Annotated in this window: 21 protein-coding genes and 2 pseudogenes; 2 read left to right on the top strand and 21 right to left on the bottom strand. The window is 48.4% G+C overall.

Annotated features, from left to right (window positions below; all coding sequences use genetic code 11):
• Positions 1-3: 3 nt before the first annotated feature.
• The 15 genes and pseudogenes from ACXACM_RS04480 to ACXACM_RS04410 form a co-directional block, all read right to left on the bottom strand.
• A complete protein-coding gene (locus ACXACM_RS04480) occupies positions 4-1,287 on the bottom strand; it encodes a hypothetical protein (RefSeq protein WP_474820074.1) in 1,284 nt (427 codons plus the stop codon).
• Between the two features lie 17 nt (positions 1,288-1,304).
• Entirely contained in the window at positions 1,305-1,847 is a 543-nt protein-coding gene (locus ACXACM_RS04475; protein ID WP_474820072.1) for a hypothetical protein, read from the bottom strand.
• Complete coding sequence (locus ACXACM_RS04470; RefSeq protein WP_474820070.1) at positions 1,834-3,489, bottom strand: hypothetical protein; 1,656 nt, start codon at positions 3,487-3,489, stop codon at positions 1,834-1,836. The genes ACXACM_RS04475 and ACXACM_RS04470 overlap by 14 nt, the downstream gene beginning before the upstream one ends.
• 39 nt (positions 3,490-3,528) lie before the next feature.
• A complete protein-coding gene (locus ACXACM_RS04465) occupies positions 3,529-4,308 on the bottom strand; it encodes a lytic transglycosylase domain-containing protein (protein ID WP_474820069.1) in 780 nt (259 codons plus the stop codon).
• Positions 4,305-4,763: a hypothetical protein gene (locus ACXACM_RS04460; protein ID WP_474820068.1), complete on the bottom strand. Its 459-nt coding sequence runs from the start codon at positions 4,761-4,763 to the stop codon at positions 4,305-4,307. The genes ACXACM_RS04465 and ACXACM_RS04460 overlap by 4 nt, the downstream gene beginning before the upstream one ends.
• A 75-nt stretch (positions 4,764-4,838) precedes the next feature.
• Positions 4,839-7,004 carry a bifunctional serine/threonine-protein kinase/formylglycine-generating enzyme family protein gene (locus tag ACXACM_RS04455; protein WP_474820066.1) on the bottom strand — a complete coding sequence of 722 codons (2,166 nt, stop codon included), beginning with the start codon at positions 7,002-7,004 and terminating at the stop codon, positions 4,839-4,841.
• A 14-nt stretch (positions 7,005-7,018) separates the two neighbouring features.
• A pseudogene (locus tag ACXACM_RS04450) lies at positions 7,019-7,288 on the bottom strand (energy transducer TonB); the annotation flags it as partial.
• A 1,428-nt stretch (positions 7,289-8,716) separates the two neighbouring features.
• Positions 8,717-9,463: pseudogene (locus ACXACM_RS04445) on the bottom strand (serine/threonine protein kinase); the annotation flags it as partial.
• A 145-nt stretch (positions 9,464-9,608) separates the two neighbouring features.
• Positions 9,609-10,544, bottom strand: coding sequence for a hypothetical protein (locus ACXACM_RS04440; protein ID WP_474820065.1), 936 nt, complete (start codon positions 10,542-10,544; stop codon positions 9,609-9,611).
• Positions 10,544-11,017: a hypothetical protein gene (locus tag ACXACM_RS04435; RefSeq protein WP_474820064.1), complete on the bottom strand. Its 474-nt coding sequence runs from the start codon at positions 11,015-11,017 to the stop codon at positions 10,544-10,546. The genes ACXACM_RS04440 and ACXACM_RS04435 overlap by 1 nt, the downstream gene beginning before the upstream one ends.
• Positions 11,014-11,517, bottom strand: a complete 504-nt coding sequence (locus ACXACM_RS04430; protein ID WP_474820063.1) for a hypothetical protein — start codon at positions 11,515-11,517, stop codon at positions 11,014-11,016. The genes ACXACM_RS04435 and ACXACM_RS04430 overlap by 4 nt, the downstream gene beginning before the upstream one ends.
• Positions 11,517-11,933: a hypothetical protein gene (locus ACXACM_RS04425; protein WP_474820061.1), complete on the bottom strand. Its 417-nt coding sequence runs from the start codon at positions 11,931-11,933 to the stop codon at positions 11,517-11,519. The genes ACXACM_RS04430 and ACXACM_RS04425 overlap by 1 nt, the downstream gene beginning before the upstream one ends.
• Positions 11,934-11,944: 11 nt before the next feature.
• The gene (locus ACXACM_RS04420; protein WP_474820060.1) at positions 11,945-12,817 is read right to left on the bottom strand and encodes a hypothetical protein; all 873 of its coding nucleotides are present in this window, start codon (positions 12,815-12,817) and stop codon (positions 11,945-11,947) included.
• Between the two features lie 11 nt (positions 12,818-12,828).
• On the bottom strand, positions 12,829-13,356 hold the full coding sequence (locus ACXACM_RS04415) for a hypothetical protein (RefSeq protein ID WP_474820059.1): 528 nt from the start codon (positions 13,354-13,356) through the stop codon (positions 12,829-12,831).
• A 63-nt stretch (positions 13,357-13,419) separates the two neighbouring features.
• Positions 13,420-14,013: a hypothetical protein gene (locus ACXACM_RS04410; protein ID WP_474820057.1), complete on the bottom strand. Its 594-nt coding sequence runs from the start codon at positions 14,011-14,013 to the stop codon at positions 13,420-13,422.
• A gap of 187 nt (positions 14,014-14,200) precedes the next feature.
• Between ACXACM_RS04410 and ACXACM_RS04405 the strand changes: the two genes are divergently transcribed.
• Positions 14,201-14,749, top strand: a complete 549-nt coding sequence (locus tag ACXACM_RS04405; RefSeq protein WP_474820056.1) for a YaeQ family protein — start codon at positions 14,201-14,203, stop codon at positions 14,747-14,749.
• Positions 14,749-15,057 (top strand): hypothetical protein, encoded by a 309-nt coding sequence (locus tag ACXACM_RS04400; RefSeq protein WP_474820055.1) that lies wholly within the window; start codon positions 14,749-14,751, stop codon positions 15,055-15,057. The genes ACXACM_RS04405 and ACXACM_RS04400 overlap by 1 nt, the downstream gene beginning before the upstream one ends.
• Before the next feature lie 17 nt (positions 15,058-15,074).
• Here ACXACM_RS04400 and ACXACM_RS04395 read toward each other — a convergent pair whose 3' ends face one another.
• From ACXACM_RS04395 to ACXACM_RS04370, 6 genes are all read right to left on the bottom strand, one after another.
• Positions 15,075-15,521 (bottom strand): hypothetical protein, encoded by a 447-nt coding sequence (locus tag ACXACM_RS04395; RefSeq protein ID WP_474820054.1) that lies wholly within the window; start codon positions 15,519-15,521, stop codon positions 15,075-15,077.
• A complete protein-coding gene (locus tag ACXACM_RS04390) occupies positions 15,521-16,417 on the bottom strand; it encodes a hypothetical protein (RefSeq protein WP_474820052.1) in 897 nt (298 codons plus the stop codon). The genes ACXACM_RS04395 and ACXACM_RS04390 overlap by 1 nt, the downstream gene beginning before the upstream one ends.
• Before the next feature lie 53 nt (positions 16,418-16,470).
• On the bottom strand, positions 16,471-17,046 hold the full coding sequence (locus ACXACM_RS04385) for an OmpA family protein (RefSeq protein ID WP_474820051.1): 576 nt from the start codon (positions 17,044-17,046) through the stop codon (positions 16,471-16,473).
• A 15-nt stretch (positions 17,047-17,061) separates the two neighbouring features.
• Positions 17,062-17,976 carry a hypothetical protein gene (locus tag ACXACM_RS04380; protein WP_474820049.1) on the bottom strand — a complete coding sequence of 305 codons (915 nt, stop codon included), beginning with the start codon at positions 17,974-17,976 and terminating at the stop codon, positions 17,062-17,064.
• 166 nt (positions 17,977-18,142) lie between these two features.
• Complete coding sequence (locus tag ACXACM_RS04375; protein WP_474820048.1) at positions 18,143-18,898, bottom strand: PP2C family protein-serine/threonine phosphatase; 756 nt, start codon at positions 18,896-18,898, stop codon at positions 18,143-18,145.
• Between the two features lie 2 nt (positions 18,899-18,900).
• Positions 18,901-21,171 carry an FHA domain-containing protein gene (locus ACXACM_RS04370; protein WP_474820046.1) on the bottom strand — a complete coding sequence of 757 codons (2,271 nt, stop codon included), beginning with the start codon at positions 21,169-21,171 and terminating at the stop codon, positions 18,901-18,903.
• Between the last annotated feature and the right edge of the window lie 104 nt (positions 21,172-21,275).

Genomic DNA, 21,275 nt, shown 5'->3' with positions numbered 1-21,275 from the left:
GCCTTACCGCCCTTCGCTTTGCAGCGTGTGTTGATATACCGCGAAGGGCACGCCAAACACACTAAGTTTCCTCTGCAAACTGGCCGAAGTAAGGGTGTCGGGCCTTGCCATTTCAAACAAGAAGCCTTTTAGCGCATTAGTGGCTTTCTGACTTAAAGGCGATGCCAGTGCCACCAGAAAATACCGCCGCTCACCGCTAAACTGCGCGGGACGAGGTAGCGACATCGAGTTATCACTCGCCTGTTTTACCATTGCTTGCCGCTCGCCTAAGCCAATGAACAGTATGCCACCTACGGTATCACTTCCCCCAGCCTTCAATACGCAAACTTCACCGATGACAGTCAGGGGCTCAAAGGTAAAATCAGCTTGTTCAATCTCGGTAGGTGTTGGCATGCTGTCGTCACAATTAAGTGCAGTGGCCGCAGTTAAGGTAAGGGACAGCGCTTTATCAGCTGATACGGGCTTACCTGTGTGATTACCCGGTCTGTCATCTGCCGGGGACACACTGCTCCCTACCGATGCATTTATCGTGTGTGAAGCCTTAGGAGATACGCCCTGAACACCCAAAAAGTACGCCGCAGCCGCTCCAACACACAACAGTAACGCCGCAGCGACTGCCACTTTACCACCGCGCATTGTTTTTTTAGTGTCCGTTTCATGTTCTTCACCAGGTGTAACGGTAACGGATGTACCTGGTTCTCCAGGTACAACAACGCCATTTCCCCCTGGCCTCAAACCGGCAGGGTCTGGAAAATAAATAGCTAAATAATCAAGTTCATCGGCTGTATTGCAAGTGATACCCTCAAGCTCAACAAGCTCGTGCTTATTGGCTTCAGGCACCAACATGACGATGTCACATTTACCTTTGTACGGTGTCAGCGCTTCGTCTGCTAAAGCCAGCTTGCGAGGGACCTCATCCACCGCCCCAACTCGTCGCTCAGCCGTATTGATACACCCTGTGGCCACAATGATCATCTCACCATCTTTGGGTTTACCATCGCCCAATGCGTCGAGATCTTTCGCCATGTGGGCCAAATAAAATCCTAACTGCCAGCTGTTGCCCTGGGTAATTTTATCGCTGAGATCGATGCGAAACGGGCCAGGTGAAAAATCAGCTTCGATAATCCCAGACCCCAGTTTGACAAAGCTGTGATAGCTGTTCGTGATAGGTAACGGGTCGGCAAACCCTCCGGCAGTAACTGTCGAACTTGCTACTGCCGGCAGTGAGTATAAATTATTGACCGCCACCAGGCCCTGAGTTGTCGCGATAAAAATATGAATACTCACCTAACTTCCTTATTTTACTAGTCTGTAATTACGATGCTAGCGTCGCAATCGAGTAATGCTTGTAATGCCGCTGATGACTCCTCAAATAGCCCCTGGGTTTTGTTGTCGATAAGCGGTGGCAACCTGAGTTGCTGCAACGTATCATTCAGCTCGATATGCATTGTGACCCCGTTTTTCATTTGCTTTTCCGTGGGGAAATGTACCGCAAGAATAACGTAAATTTGCGACTGTGAAACCGGATCCCGACTAAACGACAATGAGAATTTGTCGGTGGACCGGCCTTCCAGCGCTTCAGTAGTGCTGGCGGCAGCTTGCGCTGGACTCACCTCGTAAGCAAATTGCCTGACCAGCGTCATATACTGGCGGCGCAAAGGCAAATATTGGTTCACCCTTTCCATTAGTTGTATTGTACGCTCTCCAGCACGGCCGGTAGCCAGCAGCATCAGGTCGTTAAATATCAGGGTTTGCTGGATGTCGTCACCCATACCGTTTTGCAAGGTATCGTAGTGCCGTTTGGCCGTGAAGATGGCTTCTGCCTGCTCATGATTAGATGGCAACATGAACTTCTCCGTATAATTGATTAAACATAGCTGTGAATATAGAAACATCAGAGGCAAAAAGTGTGTCCAATGACGAAACCGCGCTGATTTTTTCCAAGTGGCTAAGATGAGCAGCCGTTAACTGTTTTGTGGCTTCCACACACACTAATGCCTGCAAGTAGGGCTCGATTTCCCATCTCTCCGGCACGGTTTTAAAGCCAGCTTTGTTGTTTGCCTTAAAGGATTTTTCCAGGCGACCTAGCAACGCAGCAAAATCGGGCCAACGCTCACAAAGCTCGCGAATCACGCTATGCATTTCCGCGGGACCAGTTGCCTGCTCCAGCCGTTCACTTAAAAATTGTTGCAAGTCAGCAGGGACTCCGGGCAGCTGCGTGATCAGCTCAGCGAGAATGGACTTGGGCTCGTGAGGCATCAACACATAGTGCAGGCAATCCGTGCTGTAAGTCAGTGTATCTTCGCTGGCAAGGATCTCTTGCTGATACAATAGATAGGTATAGTCTGGTGGCGTTGCCAGCTTCGCTTTTACGGCTGCAGGCGATGCACGTTTGGCTTGTGTTAACATCGCTTGCCACCGACCAAAAACCTGCACCCGCATTAAACTTAAGGCAAAACGTGCCAATTGAGTTTTATGCCGGTGGAGTGGCTCACACAAGATTGCTTGTGCTTTCGTAAGACATTTTGGCGCTGTCGTTAAGCTTACTGGTGAAGGGGTTTCATTGTGTTGGCCGAACAATGCTGACTGCACCCACTGCCCGGGTTCGGTCTGGAACTGGTCATCGCTGTCGACATCGGAGAGCGACAGCCTGTCTAAATCCACATCGCCTTGTTCGCTATCGTTACCTACACTGTCACTGTGCTTCACTGCTTTCTGGGCCTGTACTACCGACAACGCGAACAGGGTATCCAGGATGTCGTCTACCGCGGTATCAAATCGTACATGACTCGGTTTATTTGGCGTCGCATCATTATTGGCATCCTGCCAAAAACAAACAATATGGCTGTCATCCAGCGCACCATGATCAGTCTTCGTATGGTTAAGCCAATCAGTAACATAGCGATAGCGGTTTTGTTCCTGGACTTCCGGCATATGCAATTTGAGGTAATCGTAAATCGCTTTTTGCATCTGTTTCGATAAGGTGTCGATGATCTCTGCGCCAGGTGCACTGAGCACAGTTTTCATATTTTTCACTAAAGGTGGTGCGATGGTAGCCATAAACTCCATCATCACCGCGAGCACTCCTGCCCGGGTAGGAGAGATATCAAACTGTGTACCGGAAACGCAAAGATGCAGCACATCAGACTGCATCTCTACTTTGCTATCATCTTCTTGCCAGGGCGCGGAAAACGCTTCGCGAAAGGCACTGGCGCGGGTTACACCATCCAGCCAGAAATAGCTGAAAAGCGGCTCTTGATAAACCTCGTCGCGATAGGCCCTTACAATGGCCCAGCTTAGAAAGCACAGTTCGCGACATAAAAAGCCGTAATTACGGCAACAGATATATTGGGCAACTCTGTCAATATCATCGCAGTGGTACTTTCTGGGGGCATCGCCACTATCATCAGTCGTAGTTGTAGTTTGCCGCAGTCCGTCAAAAATACTCAATAGCGTTTCACTTACGCCATAGCCAATTGTTGATGTCATCGTTCACCTATCCCTTTTCTGATTATACTGACTACCGTGTTATTTCCTGTAAATTGACTCCCACTGGGCCACTTTGGCGCGCTTACTCACCGTTGTAGGCTGGGGGCGAGGGGTGATATTCGCACTTTGGTAAGTGTGCGCTGTTCCACCCGCTCTGGTCAAGTTATGAACACGGAGATCTTGCAACATGGCGATGCGAGGGTCGCTCTCATTACCTGAAGACACGCTGTTATTTGATGAATAGGAAACTGCGGCAGTAACCCTGGCTGGTGCCGCCACTTTGTTGTCTGGGTTGCCAGCCAATTGTCCGCGATACGCGGCTGAATCCACACCTTCATTGATATACTCTCTTTGATGCGCAAGCACTTTGTTCACATAGCCTCGTGTAGCAGGAATAATGCGATAGTTATTGTAACTGTCGCGTACTGCTGAACCGCCGTTGTAATGCGAAAGCGCGATATCTACACGACCATCGTAAGAGGCAATTAACTGCTTTATGAATGCGACGCCCAGTTTGATATTGGTTTTAGGGTCGTAAAGACGCGATGCCTGTACATTGTATTCCCCTAACGCTGTCGCAGGCATCATTTGCATTACGCCTCGTGCACCAGCATGGCTTAACGCATACGGGTCGAAGTTCGATTCTACCCTTGCAATAGCTAACGCCAGCGATGGCGGCACACCTTGAGCAAGCGCTTCTGTTACCACCATTTGCTCAATATCCGTTTTTTTGTAGGGGCTGTATGCCCAGCTCGTCGCACTCACAGCGAGTAAAAAGCCACACAATAACGCTTTCGTCATAACTGTTATGGGTTTCATGGTAATTGCTCCAATCGTGTTTTCCATGCTTGGTTGAGCAGGGTTATAGAAAGGTTTGGATGATTTATTTGCGCTTTGATCTTTATGACCTCGTCCATGGCCGCATTAGCAGGCACAGCAAGGTATACAGGCTGACTTTTTTCCAGCATTGCCGCTTCAAAGGGTTTAAGTGCACTGTTATACAAGTTGCCCTCGTACAGAAACACAAACTGAGGTTGTTCTTCCAGCGAAGCAGTAGCATTACCCTGAGGTTCTGAGGTGTCTCGACTCTCAACCAGGGAAAACTTATTCTCTGTATTTGGGGTAGCTTGTGCGCCGGTTTCAGCATCTTCTGAGGGCGGCACACCCATGGATAGAAGCGCCACAATGAGTATGGCAAAAAACGCCATGGAAAGTCCCAGCGCCACCTCGGTCATGGCCTGGGTTGTAGTATCCTGATTGATTGTATTTTGCATAGTCACCTCCTAAGAGGGCTATACAACGGTTAGGACGTTTTTTTGCTTTGCTGTGAGAGAAGGGTGGTCAGTGTGCTAGTCTTGGGCTAAACGGAAGCCGATATTGTTGCCAAAGCGTGTGACATCCGCAGAAGTGCGACTTGAGACGCGCATATAGCTTGCTGGCTCATTCCACGACCCACCTCGAAGCACACGGGTTTTAGTATTTCCCCACCATGGCTCACCCGAAATGGATCCAACGCTGTAGTTGTCACGCCAGTGATCAGTTGTCCATTCAAACACATTTCCTTCCATATCAAACAAGCCAAAAGCATTGGGGGAAAACGACTTTACTGGCGCTGGATGCTTGTTGTCCCATCGCGAGCCGCAATCCTCGCAATTCGCATTATTATTACCAACAGCGTCGCCCCAGCTGTACTTTGTTTTGCTGCCCGCTCTGGCGGCATATTCCCATTCCGCTTCGCTTGGCAAGCGAAACGTTTGCCCGGTGACACTATTTAGCCAGGGTATAAATTGTTCAGTAAAGAACTGATGAGTCACATTGATAAGTGGCTGTTCTCCTCGCCCCCAGCCTTCATCATCAGGGTTATACCTACATCCGCCGGATGACAAACAAGCATCCCACATTGCAAACGTCACTTCGTGCGACATTAATTTGAACCCGGGCACCTCGACATTGTGAACTGGGCGTTCCCAGCTTAAACATTGATCATCCTGAAGACTGCATCCCATGTGAAAATTCCCAGAAGGGATATCTACCATGGCATTCAAAATACTTTTTACCGCTTTATCTCTTTCTATTGATGTCGTGTAAAGGGTGTATCCATACAATACCGCACCAATGCACACACACATCATAAAAGAACGAACCACCCATCGTTTCTTGCGCTTCGGCTTTTCCTCAACACTTGTTTCGCGGTTCACTTGAGCAGTCTCTTCAAAAGTATTAGGGGTCTCTTCTACTTCCTTATTAGAGAGCTCTGAAGGCAACTTTTCGTCAATAAAATGCTCCAGAGTGGACGCTTGCATGCCCGTACTGGCTTCACCCGCTTCTATCAATACAGCTTTCTGCTGTGCACTTAGCGACTCACCTTTGACTTGCAGACTGCTGAGATGCGCCACCCATTGCTGGAAAGCCTTTTGCTTAGGATTTTGATTAGCTTGTTGTTCTGAAACTTGCTTTATTAATGCACTGAGCGCGTCATTATCTAAACCGCCTAACTCTGCCAGCGCTTGTAATACTGGTAAATCATTCTCTTTTATCTCGCCTTGACGCGTCAGGAGTTGAACGATTTTTTGTTCCAATGGTTGTAATTCAGTTTTTATACTGGCACTGCCACCAACCCAGGTGCCCGTCGCTTCATCCTGAGTAGAATTTTGTGTATCAATACCTGCCAGAGCCTGCTGGAACCGGGCCAAAAAGTCACTGGCGTCTTGCGGGCGATGGTTTTCATTTTGCGAAATCGCCTTGTCTATCAAGTCGTTTAGTGGCTTACCTATTTCGGGGACGAAATGACTGACATCATCAAATTTTCCCTGCGGTAGCTGGCCGGTTAGCATGCGATACGCCAAGATCCCTAAGCTGTACACGTCTGATGTAGGGGTAACGTATTTGGCACTTTCTCGTTGCTCCGGGCTCATATAGTTACGACTGCCCATTCCCACTCCGCTTTGGCTGTATTGTGCGTCCGGGAGTTTGGCGATACCAAAATCACACACCTGCACGTTGCCTTGCTCGTCAAACAGGATATTAGCGGGTTTCAAATCGCGGTGAATAAGCCCAGCGTCGTGAACCTGGGCCATTGCCTGTAACAATTGCTCTAAAATAGTCAGCGCACGATACATAGGCAACTTGCGGGGGTGTTGGCTTGCTGGAATTTCTTCTAACCGACCACGGCTAAACGCGTCTTTGCCAATTTCTCCTTCCAACGACCGGGGCAGATAAGGCATGACGTAGTAGGGCGTGCCGTCTTGTAGTTCGTCGTAGTCTTTTATATTGACAATGTAAGGGCTGTGCGACAGTTGATGCAGGGTTTTTGCCTCGGCCAAAAAGCGCTCTCGCAGTACTTGTCCGGCATCCTGCGACGCACTTGTGATCTGGCCGACGAGGTTGTCATCTCTTACCTGAAATACTTTAATCGCGACTTCCACGCCCAAGCGGGGGTCTTCACACAGGTAAACTGCACCGAAGCCGCCGGCCCCGAGTTGTTTTATGATTCTATATTTACCGATGTTTTCCATTACCCGCTTCTTTTTTATTGCGCTGCTAGTTTAAAATCGAGTTGAACCACCAGCCCGGGTTGACGAACAGGCCTGCCATTAACCACTTTGGGCGCGTACTTCCATTTTGATAACGCTCTTCGTGCTTCGCGATCAAAAACCCGTAGCGGATTTGAGTCAATCACTTGTATGTCTTCTACGCCGCCCACTTCGTTCACCGTAAAGCTCAACTGCACCCAACCTTCAATGCCATCACGAGCAGCCATGGTGGGATAACTCGGATTAATAGTCACAATGGGAAGAGGTTGGTCATCGTCCGCTTTCTCGCCAACAGGTTCTGTCCCCGGTGGGCTTTTGGCTACTGTCGTTCTCGCCGTTTTTTCTGTGCCCGGAGCGCTTGGCGCAATCTTGCTTTTTTGCTCTTGCGCTGTCGGGTTGTCTTGCGTGCTTGCTTCGTCAATTTCCGATAATAGCGCATCGGAGAGTTCCCGCCCCACAGAAGGTGGTGTCGTGACATCGTAATCGGGCGATACCGACCTCTGCTCCGCTACCGAAGGCACAGTTTCGTTTATTTCTATACTCAGCGTATTGTTTACCTGGCTTAGCACATACCAGCCAGTATACGTATCAAAACCTGGCTTGCTAACTTCTACCTCATAGCGACCCGGCAATAGTTGCATGCCGTAATCGTAGCCAGGTCCAATATTTAGTATCCGAACCTTGGCGTCTTGCGGCATGGTATTGACGTAAAAGGGAATGCGTTTGCTCGCTTCTAACGCCGCTTCATCCAGGGCGCGTTTTGCCTGACGAGCTTCAGTAATATGTTCACCCCGCGGCCAATTATCGATGTAAGCGGCGTAGCCGGCTGCCGTATGTGTTGCTTTTGCCGTCTCCCAGGCTGCGTTGGCTTCCTGCCGGGTTTGTTCTAATTTGCGTTTCGCCGCAGCGGTGTCGCGGGCGATGCGCGCAGCCAGGGCTTCCTGCTCAACAGCGTAATAGTAATAGCCGCCACCCACACTACCGATAAGCAAGATAATCAAGGCAAGCCATACCCACCGACGTGAGTTGTTGTCGCTTTCAGGGTCAGGCGAAGGTGAGGCTTCATGCGGTTTGTCTTGTGTTGTCGCCTTGCTGCTAACTGGTTTTTCTTGTGCAGCGCTATGAGCTTGCGCTTGCTGCGGTTTTTGCGAGCCAGCACTACCTCTTGCACCAGTTTGTGCCGTTAGTTCGCCCAGGTAGTTGGTCATAATAGTGGATAGCGTTGCTTTATCACGACCGGTTGTCATAACGGCGGCTTCAAGTAATGCTTGTCGTGTGGATTGATTCGGTATTTCGCCGCTTTCTCGCAAAGCACTGAGTTTAGCCACCCATTGCTGAAATGCTTTTTGCTGAGGATTTTGCTGGGCTTGTTGCTCGGCTATTTGATAGATGAGTGTGTCTTGTTCGTCGGGCGTCAAACCTCCTAATTCAGCCAGTGCACGCACTACTGGAAGTTGATTCTCGGAAACTTCTCCGTAGGCATGCAGTACGGCTATAATTTTGTCTTCTAACGGTTTAAGCTCTGGGCGAAGTTGACTCGACGACTCTCCCACCCAGGTACTCGTGCCTTCATCAGGTATGATGTTATCGCCAGATTGCACGGCCTTCAACGCACTTAACATATCTCCGCCATTGGCAAAGCGTTGATCTTTTTGCTGACTGAGTGCTTGTAATATAAACGCATTTTGCGCTTCATTCAGTGCCGGTTGATAGTGAATAGGGTCTGCATAGCGGCCCTCGGGCAAGGTACCGGTGATCATGCGATACGCCAGTACGCCCACACTGTACACATCACTTCTGGCATCAACGTGCTTTGCACTTTGCCGTTGTTCCGGGGCCATGTAATTGCGGCTTCCCATGCCGATACCACTGTAGCTATGCTCACTGTCGGGTACCTTGGCAATACCAAAGTCACACAGTTTCACATCACCATGGTCGTCAAATAATAAATTTGCAGGCTTAATATCCCGGTGAATCAAGCCTGCGTTGTGTACATCTTTGAGAGCAATAAGCAGTTGCTCCAGATAAAGCCAGCACTGGGCGAGAGGTAAACGGCGTGGTTTTTCTTCGGCGGGAAGTTCAGCTATTACCTGGGCATCGGTGGCGTCACTGCCCAGTTCGTCTTTTAACGAACGGGGCAGATACGGCATTACGTAGTAAGGTGTGCCATCGTCTAGTTCATCAAAATCAAAAACTTCAACTATGTGTGGGTTGCGCTGCAGCTTTCGCAGTGTGCGGGCTTCGTTTAAGAAACGGCCTCTCAGTACATCACCAGCATCGCCGGTGGCCGTTGTGGCTTGTTGCGCCAGATTATCGTCGCGAATTAGAAATAGCTTTATAGCGACTTGTTCACTCAAACGTGGGTCATTTGCTAAATACACCGCACCAAAGCCGCCTGCACCCAGCTTTTTTATTATTTGATACTTACCGATGCTTTCCATACGCTTAACTACTGCTTATCCGTTTCATTTGCGTCAGCGCAATTAAACCTGGAAGACCGGGTAAGCAACGCTGCTGTGAGTATTTTGTTTACTATTCAATCAGGGTAACTGTAACTCATAACTGTTATTTTTCAATCATTAATGGTTAACAGCGGCCTTTCGGGTTGTATAAAATCCAGTCTCCCTCCACCGGGACATCGTTAACAATAACATCAATTAAATAGAGCTTGTTCTGACGGAGTGCGTAGCGTCCACGTAAAGCCTTGAGTGTTGTTTGGCTATGAGTAAGGGTGCTGGCAATATGTGACGACAGGTTTATATCCATCTGTTCAGGTACAATACGGACCAATGTCCCTGGTATGGTATTGTTATTACGCCATGATTTCTCCTGGCGGCTTAACTCACCTTGTGCCACCCGCAACCAGCTACTGGTCGCACTGTATTGCTGTAGCGAAAGGTAAGTAAGTGCTTGCCCATCATACACAGCAAACTCTGCACCCACGCATTGATACAAATAAGCCAACACCGTTTCTCTTTCCTGCCGATCCCCAGGCCAGGCTAGTTGAATATTTAAGCTTTCATCTTCGCTGAGTTGTTTATACACGTCACGGGTTGTCACCAGCGGCTGTGGTCGCACTGTAGACATGTTACCAGTTTTAGAATCAGCTTCGAAGCTGATGTCGATATCTTGCTTGACTGAAACCTGCGCTGTTAGCGTGGCTTCCTTCTCCGGTACGCCAGGAGCTGCGCTTCGCTGTTGATTGACAATGTCTGCGTCCGAAGCAACGACTTGCTGTGATATCGGCGTTAGTCGCTCCGGTTGCTCTGGTATTGGTGGCGAGGGCACAGGCGGCAATACAACCTGTCTAACCGCCACTTGTACCTCAGGTTCAGTGATAGTTTCAGGTTTCTTTTCTTTCAGCTTTTCTTTTTCATCCGGTTCGGCATCCAGGTTTTGAAAATGCGCCAGCGCTTGCTGAAAAACCACCGTTGATTGATGTTTCGTCCACACAACCAGTGCCATCCATACCAGCACAATCAATAACAGCAACCCAGGAAACTGACGCGCCATCCTGCTCATTACTGACCACCGTTATCCAGACTAGAAAAAGACAAGTTTTGCATGCGATTTGCAATGTCTTGCAATCTTGCTCGTTGCTGTTCTGTACTTGTCTGGCTTACAGGCACGGTTCTGGCAACGTCATTGGATACATCTGGCCCATCGAGTGTTACGCCCTTAACCGGCTTTAGCGGCTGGTACGCCAAAGGCCCGGTAGAACCAGTCAACTGCGATGGACCTTGCAAGGCCGCTACTTGCTGCTCAAGCTCTGCTATGCGTTGGTGTAGTGCGTCTATGTGCTTCTGATGCTTTGCATGTTGCTCTTCTCGCACCTGAGCGATACGCTTTTCAACTTCATCAATTAACGCATCCGTGGTTTGCTGAATATTGGTATTCGCCACCGTATCGTCCACCCATTCAATTCCCGTTTCATTCTGGCTTATCAGATATGCACCAGCCCCTACAACAGCAGCTAAAAAGATCATTGTTTTCATGTGATATTCTCCTTGAGACTTAACACAGCCTGATAGCGAACACTGCTCCAGGCCCGGAGTAAAGCGGCGGTGGGCAAGCCCACTACAGTAGTCATAAATGCAGTGGAAAATTGTCCGGTCAGCTCGCCAATGGTGTCTTGGATTGTGTCTGGCGTTAGTGGTTGTTCAGACAGCGCTCCAATACCCAGGCTGATGCCTAACAAAGTGAAGGTGAGCGCCAACGTGGCGACACCATTCCCGGTTTGCTGAGCAATTTCCCAGTAATACGCGGCTTTGCTGTTTGCCTGAATTGCCTGACAAGCAAGAACGCCGGTTATCAACAGTGCGATATAAAAGCCCGCGAACCCCCAACCGAACACGTTTTGTGCCCAGACAATGAGGTCCGGCAGTGACATGTTGGTAAAGTAGGTTGCTGCGGCGAGCAACACAATAATTGCCCCGCCGCCAGTGACCATCCATTTACCAAACAACGTTAGTGGTTTGTGATTCACGGCATCCATTAGCGCATACCCTGTTCACTGCGCTCGATAGTTTTAGCCGTTATATTCAGTGTACGCAACCAATGGCTGTAGACGTCGCGATTTGCCTCTGTACTGGCGTGGGCCAAAAAAGTGAGGTCGTAATTATCGAAGGCCTTTTTCACAATGAGCTTGTCACTTTGAGCGATTCGCTCATCGCGCAGCACCATGCGTTCGATATCCACCATGCGCTTAAAACTCATTGCAACCTTGCTTTGACGCTCATTAATATCAAGGGACGTGTCTGTCATGGTGCTTAACATGACGGCGCGCTCACGCTCGAGATTTTCCAGACTAAACAATGCATTCGCCTGACTAGTACCTGATACAAGAGACGCCGCAAAGGCCAGCCCTGTGAAAAGTTTTTTAGCAGAAAGTGATTTTGCTTTTATATTCATAATGGTGCTCCTTATAAAGTAAACAAATCAACGGCTTTACTAGCCTTGTTTACAGTTCGCGAACGGGTGAAGTCGGCATCTTCGCCATAGGCAATTTGGTACTTCAACTCCTCGGCATCCAGCGCAACGATCCTGGCCATGTATTCCAGCATCACGCCTTCTTGGTGCAGTAAGGATTGCTCCATAGAGATGTTGAGCAGTAACTGGCGGAGGTATTCTTCCGAACTCACCTCAGCCCCATTCAACATGGGCGATGCATTCGCTTTGTGCGTGGCAACTTTCTCTCGAAGCCGGTCAATGTTCGCCACGTTCTGTGCGTATTCGTCAGCATATGGGCTACTTTCATTGAAACCAGCATGCATCAGGTTTTGATCTACCTGCGCCATCACTTGTTCCATTCTTGCCAGTGCCGATTGTTGCCTTTGTTGCAGTTGCAAGCGGTCTGGGTTTTGCGCCGTTCCATGCTGATTACGGTATTGCTGTAACACGTCCTGATAGACACCTTGTTTCTGCGTCGCCGCTTGCTTACGCAGCGTATGGCTTTCTTGCAGCAAGTCGAGATAATCTGATTTCTGCTGAACCAGCTCGTACTTGATGTTTACCCTCGCGTCACCGCTGGTTTGTTGCAATGCTTCTTGCAACTGTGCAATGCGGGTTGTTTTATCCGTCATCTGGCTATCTACATCTGCCAGGCGACGTGCCATGGGCGAAGCACTGAAATCCTTCTCCACACGTTTTTCGATGATGTTGGCAGGCAGCTTTATCAGCCTGTCGCTCGCCTCGGGCTTCCATTCACCAGCCGACGCCAGATTAGACATTACCACCAAAGCAACCATGGCTACTGTGGCCTTTACGCCGCCTGTTTTTACAATGTGCTGTTTCATAGTTTTGCTCCTTAGTGGGTTAGCCAGTACTGCTGACGTTCAATTTCCTGACGCAATTCCCGGCTGATGTTCAGCGATGCCAGTTCCTGGGTACTCAGGTGACTGCCGCCAATCAGGGCCGTTAAGGTGTCACGAAAAGACGTGTAATCGGGTAAATACAGATCCTGTCCAGGGAAATGAGTTTCAAAGCGCTGCATTTGTGCCGCCGCGGCGTCCATTTCACCTGCTTTCATGTAAGTAAGCGCAGAAATTGCCATTACTTGCATAACACTTTGCGTATCGCTGTCACTCAATGACGGCGGCAAGGGATTAGCAATACAGTGCTGTAGGGCATTGGCTGACGAGCGCATCTGTGCAGCTGAACGACTGCTTTCTGCATGTGCTGCCATATTACTTGCGCGGTCTACACAGGCATTGTCCACAACCTCTGTAACTGTTTTTTCAGTGCTGGAGCAAGCCGACAAAGCCAGCGCCATTGCCACACCCGCCACGAACTTTACGTGCTGGGATTTCGATTTTACGAGAGCTATCTTTTTCATCATCTTGTCCTTTTAGTTGGTACACATAGCGTTATGAAATGCTTTGGCGTTTTTTTTGCGTTCCTAAGAAGGAAGGAGTGAAATAACTTCTTTTGCCCATTGAAAACCCATGGCGTTACAGGCAATGACGATGATTGCCCCTACAAAAGCCACCTGAATAACAAACGCCGCAACCTTGATGGCGTAATAGAGTAGAAAAAGACCCACGTAAGAGGCGATAAAGAAGACGCCTCCTGCCAGAGCTACTTGCACAATGTTCAGGTTGTTATTGTCATTCCACAGGATCACCGCACCAATAATGGCAAACAGTACTGCAAGGCCTCCGATTTCTTCAGATACCCTTTTTTGTTTTTTCTCCGCTGATGTTTGTGCTGAGGTTTGCGGCTTTTTGATTTCTTTTTTTGGTTTTGTATTTCCACCGGTGCCTGGTGATACGGGGCGCTTAGGTTCATCGGGTACATAAACACTGCCCTCGCCGTGGCAATGCAAACAGGATTCCCGAGCTGGCATGGTTGACTTACCGCTGCCGTTGCAGCTCATACAAGCCACATTCGTATAGCTGCCATGGCCAGAGCCTCCGCAGCTTGCACAAGCTTCGTAGTTACCACTTTCTACCGTGCCGACGCCGAAACAATAATCGCAGGTTTTTCTAGCCATGATTCGTCCCCTTAGTGATAAAATCGTATTGGTTCACTTCAGGTAACGCATAGGCTTTCCCTGCCTGAAGTTGTTAACTGAAAATATGAAAAGGTTTGGTGAGAATTTTGGCGCACTGGGGCGAAAACAGACGTTAACTGATATTATATGCCGCAAAACGCGACACCCTGCATGAACCGGAACCACAATGGCACTTAAAGCAACTATTTTTAAAGCTGACCTATCGATAACCGATATGGATCGCAACTACTACAACGATCACAATCTCACCATTGCGCGCCACCCATCAGAAAATGATGAACGCATGATGCTAAGAATCATCGCCTTTATTGCTAATGCACATGAAAGACTGCAATTTACAAAAGGGTTATCTGACGACGACGTGCCCGATTTGTGGCAGAAAAGCTACAGCGATGAAATTGAACTCTGGATTGAACTTGGCCAACCATCTGATCAGCGTATCAAAAAAGGCTGCAACCAAAGTCAGCACATGATGATTTATGCTTATGCTGACAATAGCTTTGACGTGTGGTGGAAAAAAGAGGCCAACAAACTGCAAACCAGAAAAAACCTGTCTGTGTATACCTTACCTGAGCATCTGGCGGCTTCCCTGGCCGGCGCAGTACAGCGCTCAATGCAAATTCAGGTAACCATACAAGATGGTCAAATGTGGCTGACCATTGAAGGCGCAGACATTACAGAAAGTGTGGAAATCGCCATAGAGAAGCGCTTGTAATGAAGCCATTATCTGCTGTACAACGCAAACAACAGGCTGTCGTATTTAGTGTTGCTGATTCTCTTGAAGCGCAAGGCCGTGAAGCTCTCCAGGGCATGGTGCAATGCTGGTTTGACTTGCAATATCATCATTTCCCCGATTCACTGTTATTGCGATTCCAATTCGACAGTGAAGCAACACTGACAGCTGCCGAGCCTGAACTCAAAAAATGGCAAAGGCGTTTAAGCGCTGCCTTACTAAAAAAAGGTGTGGTGCTTAAAGACATGCGCAGACATCTTATCTTTACCCTCGATGGCCCGGAAGACTAGTCCTTTATATTTGCGGTCTATCGCCGGGGTTTATATGTATTTATGTAAAGCGTGCGTCCATCAATGCCTTTTTGCTCAAGTATCGCTTCCAACTCTGCAGATGTTTTGCCAGTAGCGGCCACGCCTTCATGTAAAAGTGCGGCCACATCTGGAACGGTCAATAGTGTCTTTTGAGCGAGTGTGTCGTTTAGTTTCTCAACCCACTGCTGGAAAGCTTTCTGTCCAGGGCTTTGTTGGGCGCAACTTTTCATCACTTGCGCTATTTGTTGATGCAGGTCTTGGGCTGACAGTCCAATTAAATCAGCCGTTTGCTGCAACAAGGAAAAGCTATCCTCGTCTATTTCGCCGCGTGAGTACAACCTCTGGATAATGTCTCGCTCCAGGTGCACCGCAAAATACTCTCTCTGTTCAGTGCTAAGCGGCCAGGCTTCTATATCATCGTCTTGTGGCCGCTGATCACTCATTACTCTTCCCAGCTATGTAAATCATCGAGTTTGGTGTTGTGCGTAGATTTAATAATCTTTGCCGTGTTGCCCGTCAACCTTACACTGCCGTTGAGGTTCAGTTCAGACAGTACGCGATTTAAGTTCTGCGTCAACTTGTTACGACTAATAGCGGCCACATAGTGAATTTCTGCGTAATTCTGGCTGGAGTCGACGTATCGCATATGACTGTAGCCGGAAAATATGGGCAGGTAGCTGTCGATATCTTCCATCTCCTGAAAGTTAAATCCAGAGAATACCAGGGTAAATTCCACCGCTTCTGGTCCATCTGAGTTAACCGGCACCGGTGCTTTATCGCGGGGCCTGGAAGATTTATAACCAGTAGGTAACGTAGACAGTATGTGTTCACTAACCTCATCTGAAACAAGCGTTAGCGAACTGACTAAAAGGCCATTCACACAACGGGCAGGACAATTGTCTTTACCGTTTTGTGTTGCGCCATCTACATTAAAAGAACCATGTACACGACCAGACCCCACCGCAATAGTTTGTCCAACTACATCCGCACTGACGCGGGTAGTGTAATTACTGCGGGTTACTTTGGCGTCTGCGGTTAAAATAACCACATAATCGATAGCTGCACGTTGATAACTACGGGCCATATCGAGCAACATTGCTTTGTCATGGCTACCGTTGTAGTTAAACTCAGCACGGTGGTCGTATACATTCACGCCGTGGTGAGATAAATCACCAGACACTTCGCTTATGAGCCTTTTTACCGCCTGATGAGAGTGCGGTAAAGCGTCGGCACTATCGTCCTGCACCATAATCATTACGTTAACCGGTTGTACACGGGTATCCTTACTGGCGCATGCGCTTAAGCAAGTGATAAACAATAAGGTAATTAGCTTTTTCATATCTGTTCCTGATAAATGTCGGATACCCTAAGCTATAAAAAGCTTTGGACGGTTTACCACTCGATATCAACGTTGCCGTTTTCGTCGCCGCTTACTCGACCGGCAGACTGTACCGCCAATTTACAGGCTTCAGGGTTTGTTAACGCCACCTGAACACGGCGATGGCGGGCATCGTTTTCCGCTAAGCCTTGCAGTAAAGCCGTTTCACCTTTCCCAATGGCGATTAGCTTGTTTTCACCTACCCCGTACCTGTCTATCAGGGTTTGCTTGACGGTTGTCGCCCTGGCAGCCGACAAAGACAAATTGTTTTCAGCACTACCTGACGCATCCGTATGCCCGGTTAGGGTAATCTCACACGCAGAAAGCGTAGAACCTGCCAGCGCTTTTCCAAGAGCAGCCACTTGTTCAAAAGCACTGTCTGTTAGTGTTGCTGAATTAAGGGCAAAGCGAATATCAAGGTCGATACTCATGCGCACCCCATCGTAATTCGCGATTGTTTCCAGAGGGTTAAGCGCCGCTTCTATATCAGCGATAGATTTAAAACCATCGTCTTGCGCTAAGCATAAAGAAGGGAAAAGGCTGGCACCGCTAAATAGCAGTGCCGATGTGAGGTAGCCGATGTACTTCATATTATTAACGCCGGTTTACCAGCCGTCATCTTCTGACGGTTTACGGTTTTCACCGCGACGGGTAATGCGTTTCAGGGTATAGGTATTACCTTCAAACGTTACCGTTGCCCGCATATCCAGCTCACCCAGCATTTTTTTCAGGTTGCGGCTTAACTTAGCAGTACCAATACTTGAGCGATACATTACTTCAGTTCGGGTATGGCGCTGTTCAGTAGGGCGGTGGGAATCATAACCACTGAAAATAACCAGGTATTCTTCAATGTCCATAAAATCTTCGGCACTGAATCCATCGAACACCAGGTAATAGTCAGTCACCATTCCGTTAGTTGCACTGCGATCTTTACCGCTACCGGAACCATTACTCTCCACTAACCAGTCGAGTTTTTCAGCCAGTACTGAACCAAGCTCATCTCCCAGGATTTTGGCCTTGTCACCCACAGTTTCAAGGATACATTCGCGGTTACACTCATTGGGTGCATTCCAGAATTTACCGCTATCCACTTCGAAGTTATCTACAAACTTACCAGTTTTCGCGTTAATCATTCGCCCTTCAATACGCGCTTTCACTTTGGTGGTGTAATCTTTCTTTTGCGCACTGGCATACATGGTGAATACAACAACCACATCGATGGGTGGGCGCTTCACGGAACGGGCAATGTCATACAACTCTGCGTCGGTGCGTCTTACCCGGCCTTGTTTGAAATTGTCCATGGTGACGTAAGTTTCATCGTACACATCGAAACTGTAATAGTTCATTTGGCTTTGCAGCGCATTTACGACCCGCTTAAACACGCGGCTGTTTCTGGGTACTGAATCTTCATCGGCATCTTCGCCCATCACTAGCAAATTGGGGTTGTCCGCTGCGGTTGCTGGAACGGCACAGAGGCCGAGGGTAAGCGTTAAAGCCAGGGTTTTGAATAAGTGACGCATAATGGTTCCTTAAATAATGTGTTCTTCACTACCAGCATTTATAAAAATATCAGGCAGATTTTCTTCCATCGCATACAAATTGTTAAATTTGGATACCTTGCCACGTTCACATTCCACAGTGTTGCTTATGAAACATTGTCGCTGCGCTGCCCGTCTTATGTACAACTCAGTCAGTATTTTCTAATACTGACACAGTAATATTGTCTTTACCTCCAGCTCCAAGTGCCGCCTCAATAAGCGAATCCAGAGCCTGGTTCGGTGACTGCTTTAATAACGCGGCGATGGTATTGTCGTCGACCATGTCTGTAAGGCCATCACTGCACAATAATACTTTGTCACCAGTTTGCCAGCTAAACAAGCCGCTATCTGGGGCAATAGGATTATTTACGCCTTCAACTCCAAGGCAATACATGAGCGTATTTTTGTCAGGATGAGTGGCGACATCGCCTGGCTCGATCCGCCCTTCTTTTAACAATGCCATCGCCACGGTTTGATCTTCGGTAACTTGTGACAGCGTGCCGTCACGCCAATGGTAAATGCGGCTATCACCAACACAAACCCAACCCACGTTTTCACTATCGGCCAAAACACATACCAGGGTACATGCCATGCCAGAATATTCTTTGTTTTCCCGGCCCATAGCAGAAATTTCCTGATGAGCCCGACGCGCGCTCATATCGAGCATCGGCCCCCGCATATCCGGGTCGGCAGCCATTTTCAGCTTATTCGAGTTCACCAATTCCTCGAAGACGTGGCACGTCTTCGCGCTGGCAATTTCGCCGAATTCCTTCCCCCCTACGCCGTCACTGACCAAAGAAAGTACGCAGGAAGAGGGCTCAGGTAAGGTCGCAAACCAGAATGCGTCTTCGTTATTCTTTCTGACTTTGCCCACATCAGTCCGACTTACCACAGTCACAGGCATGATTACTGGCACTCCTCAAATTGCAATGATTCTCCGCCAATGTGTATAACAACTCCGGGCGACACCGGTACCTTGCCATGCACGGACTGCCCATTTATGAACACCTCTGATTGCTCCGGATGACACGTTGCAGGCTCAATGAAATAGCGCTCATTGAAACTGAGTGTCGCCAACTGTTTAGATGTTGAATCAATCGCAATACTAAGTTGTCCCTCTTTATTCATCCCCAGAGGTATTTCACTGTCGAATAACACCCAACGCTTGCTCATATCTTCATCCATTGACGGCCACATTTGCCCCATGTTGGTATCGTCAATAAAGCGAACCACCGAGTGAGCTAACTTCATTACCATGCACCCGTTAATGTGTTCTGGCAGGATAGTATCTATTTGGCAGGCGCCTGTAGTGGCATTTTGCACACCGCTCCCGAGTAAAAGGCAGCCACCAGAGGTGCACTTAACCCGACTAAAAGGTGCCAGGGTTTGGCCGTTGTAATGGGTGCCGTTTGTACTGGCTAAGTCTTCAATAAAATACTGTCTGTCCTGACGAACAATGCGGGTTTGCTTACCGGTTCGTGAAATGCGCTTAAAACCAATCACCAGGGTAGTATCACTTTGCCCGGCTGTGCGCCCGATTTGCACTTCACTATCGGTGTAGAAATAGTGTCCTGCAAGTGCGCCACCACCTTGCAATGCGCCGCTTAGTACAGACACCTGTGCAGACAACTCCTCACGCAAGGCAATTAATTCAGCCTTCTCCTTAAGAAAAGAGTTCAAGCCGGCAATTTTCAATAACGAGCTGTCGATAATGCCATAAGCCTGATAAATATTTCCGTGATCAAGTGCTGACCTGGCTTCTTCAATGGCATTTCGCCCCAGACCTTCATGCATCAATTGAATGCAACGTTTCTCCAGCGGCACAATTTTACTCTCAAGGCGAGGATTAAGCTTTTTCGCCTCCTCTAAAATGGGTAGAGCTGAAGCAGGATGGGTTTCAATTTCAGATTCTGCGAGTTGCAAGCGCTCAAAGCCCCGCTTGTAATCCACAATATGTTTTTTTAGTGCTAAGGCTTCTTTGTCGTCTCGGTTTAGCGCCAATGCGGCCTCAATTTTTTCCTGGGCGTCTTCGTACTTGTGTTGATCAGCCAGTAACCAGGCCTGCTCGCTAAGCTGTTTTGCTTCGCTAATTTTACCCAGCCACAACTTTTCTTCTTCGAACCATTGCTTTTGTTGTGGAACCAAAGGCGATTTTGCCTGCTTGAAATAGTCCAGCCACTGCTGTGCTTGCCCTTCGCTGGCGTACTTACCCAATACCCGACCGTGCTTTTGTCGTTGCAATAAAAAGTAAGTGCCGTAAAACAAAACAACAATGAGCAAAATTGCGGCAATGTAACCCCACAAAAACGGCAAGGTTGAACGATTGAGATCGAAGCGTCGTGCCGTCTGGGAATAACTCACATCAATGGGAATACCTTTGTCTGAAATAAAGCGCTCGATATCGTTGCGCAAGTCAGACCCGGATTGAAGCGAGACGTAACGAATATGGCGGTCCATCACCTGATGTAACAGTTGTGGGCGAGCGTTAAAATCCTTTTGCAAACTGTCGGCTATATAGCCTGGTAGTTCTTTAAGATATTGGTCTATTTGTACTACTTCAGAGGGTGTGAAAGACGAAATATGAAGGTTGTAGCGGAAGCGTCTGGGAATGGCATCCAGCTTCTCAGACAATACCGCCCCCAGGTCCTGGGCGAGATAACCGGCATTTTTTGTCAACCAGTCGGAAAAACAAACGCCCTCACAATCTATTGATGTTTCAGTAAATCGCCCTTCCGTTTCAAACCCATCCACATGTGCACCGGTTTCCAGGTCAAGTAGTCGGCCACTTAAATTAAACTGCCATTTATTAACGGCTCTTCCCGGTTGTTCAATGGCGCGAATTTGATATAGCAACGCCAGGTTGACTTCTTTACCGGAACTGCGGGCAATTTGCTGAATTTTTTGATCGGTGAGGGTGGAACAATCGTCCTGAATACAATTGGGTAAACGCAGGTTTTCTTTTGAAATAACGTCGAAATCGGCTGATGTCATGGCGTTGACCAACCGACTGCTAAGAGTATGGTGTACAGGCAGCAACTCAGAAGACGAGGTGTAGGTTGTGTCGGGTAGCACCACAATTTGCCAGCGCTCCGCCGCCAACACCCGGCTCCCGGATATCATCAATAAGACAATGAGTAGTAGCCTGCCCGAACCCAGTTTTTTTATACGCTTATTCATTTTTTATTTTTACTGCCCTGCGCAACAACGTTTCCATACACAAGCACTCGTTTCTTGCTGCTTGTTTATTCGCCATTTTTTACGATAATGTTGATAAAAGCAAA

It is taken from the genome of Alteromonas sp. AWQ4_252 (assembly GCF_056158205.1).
This window is presented reverse-complemented; position numbering and strand designations above follow the sequence as displayed.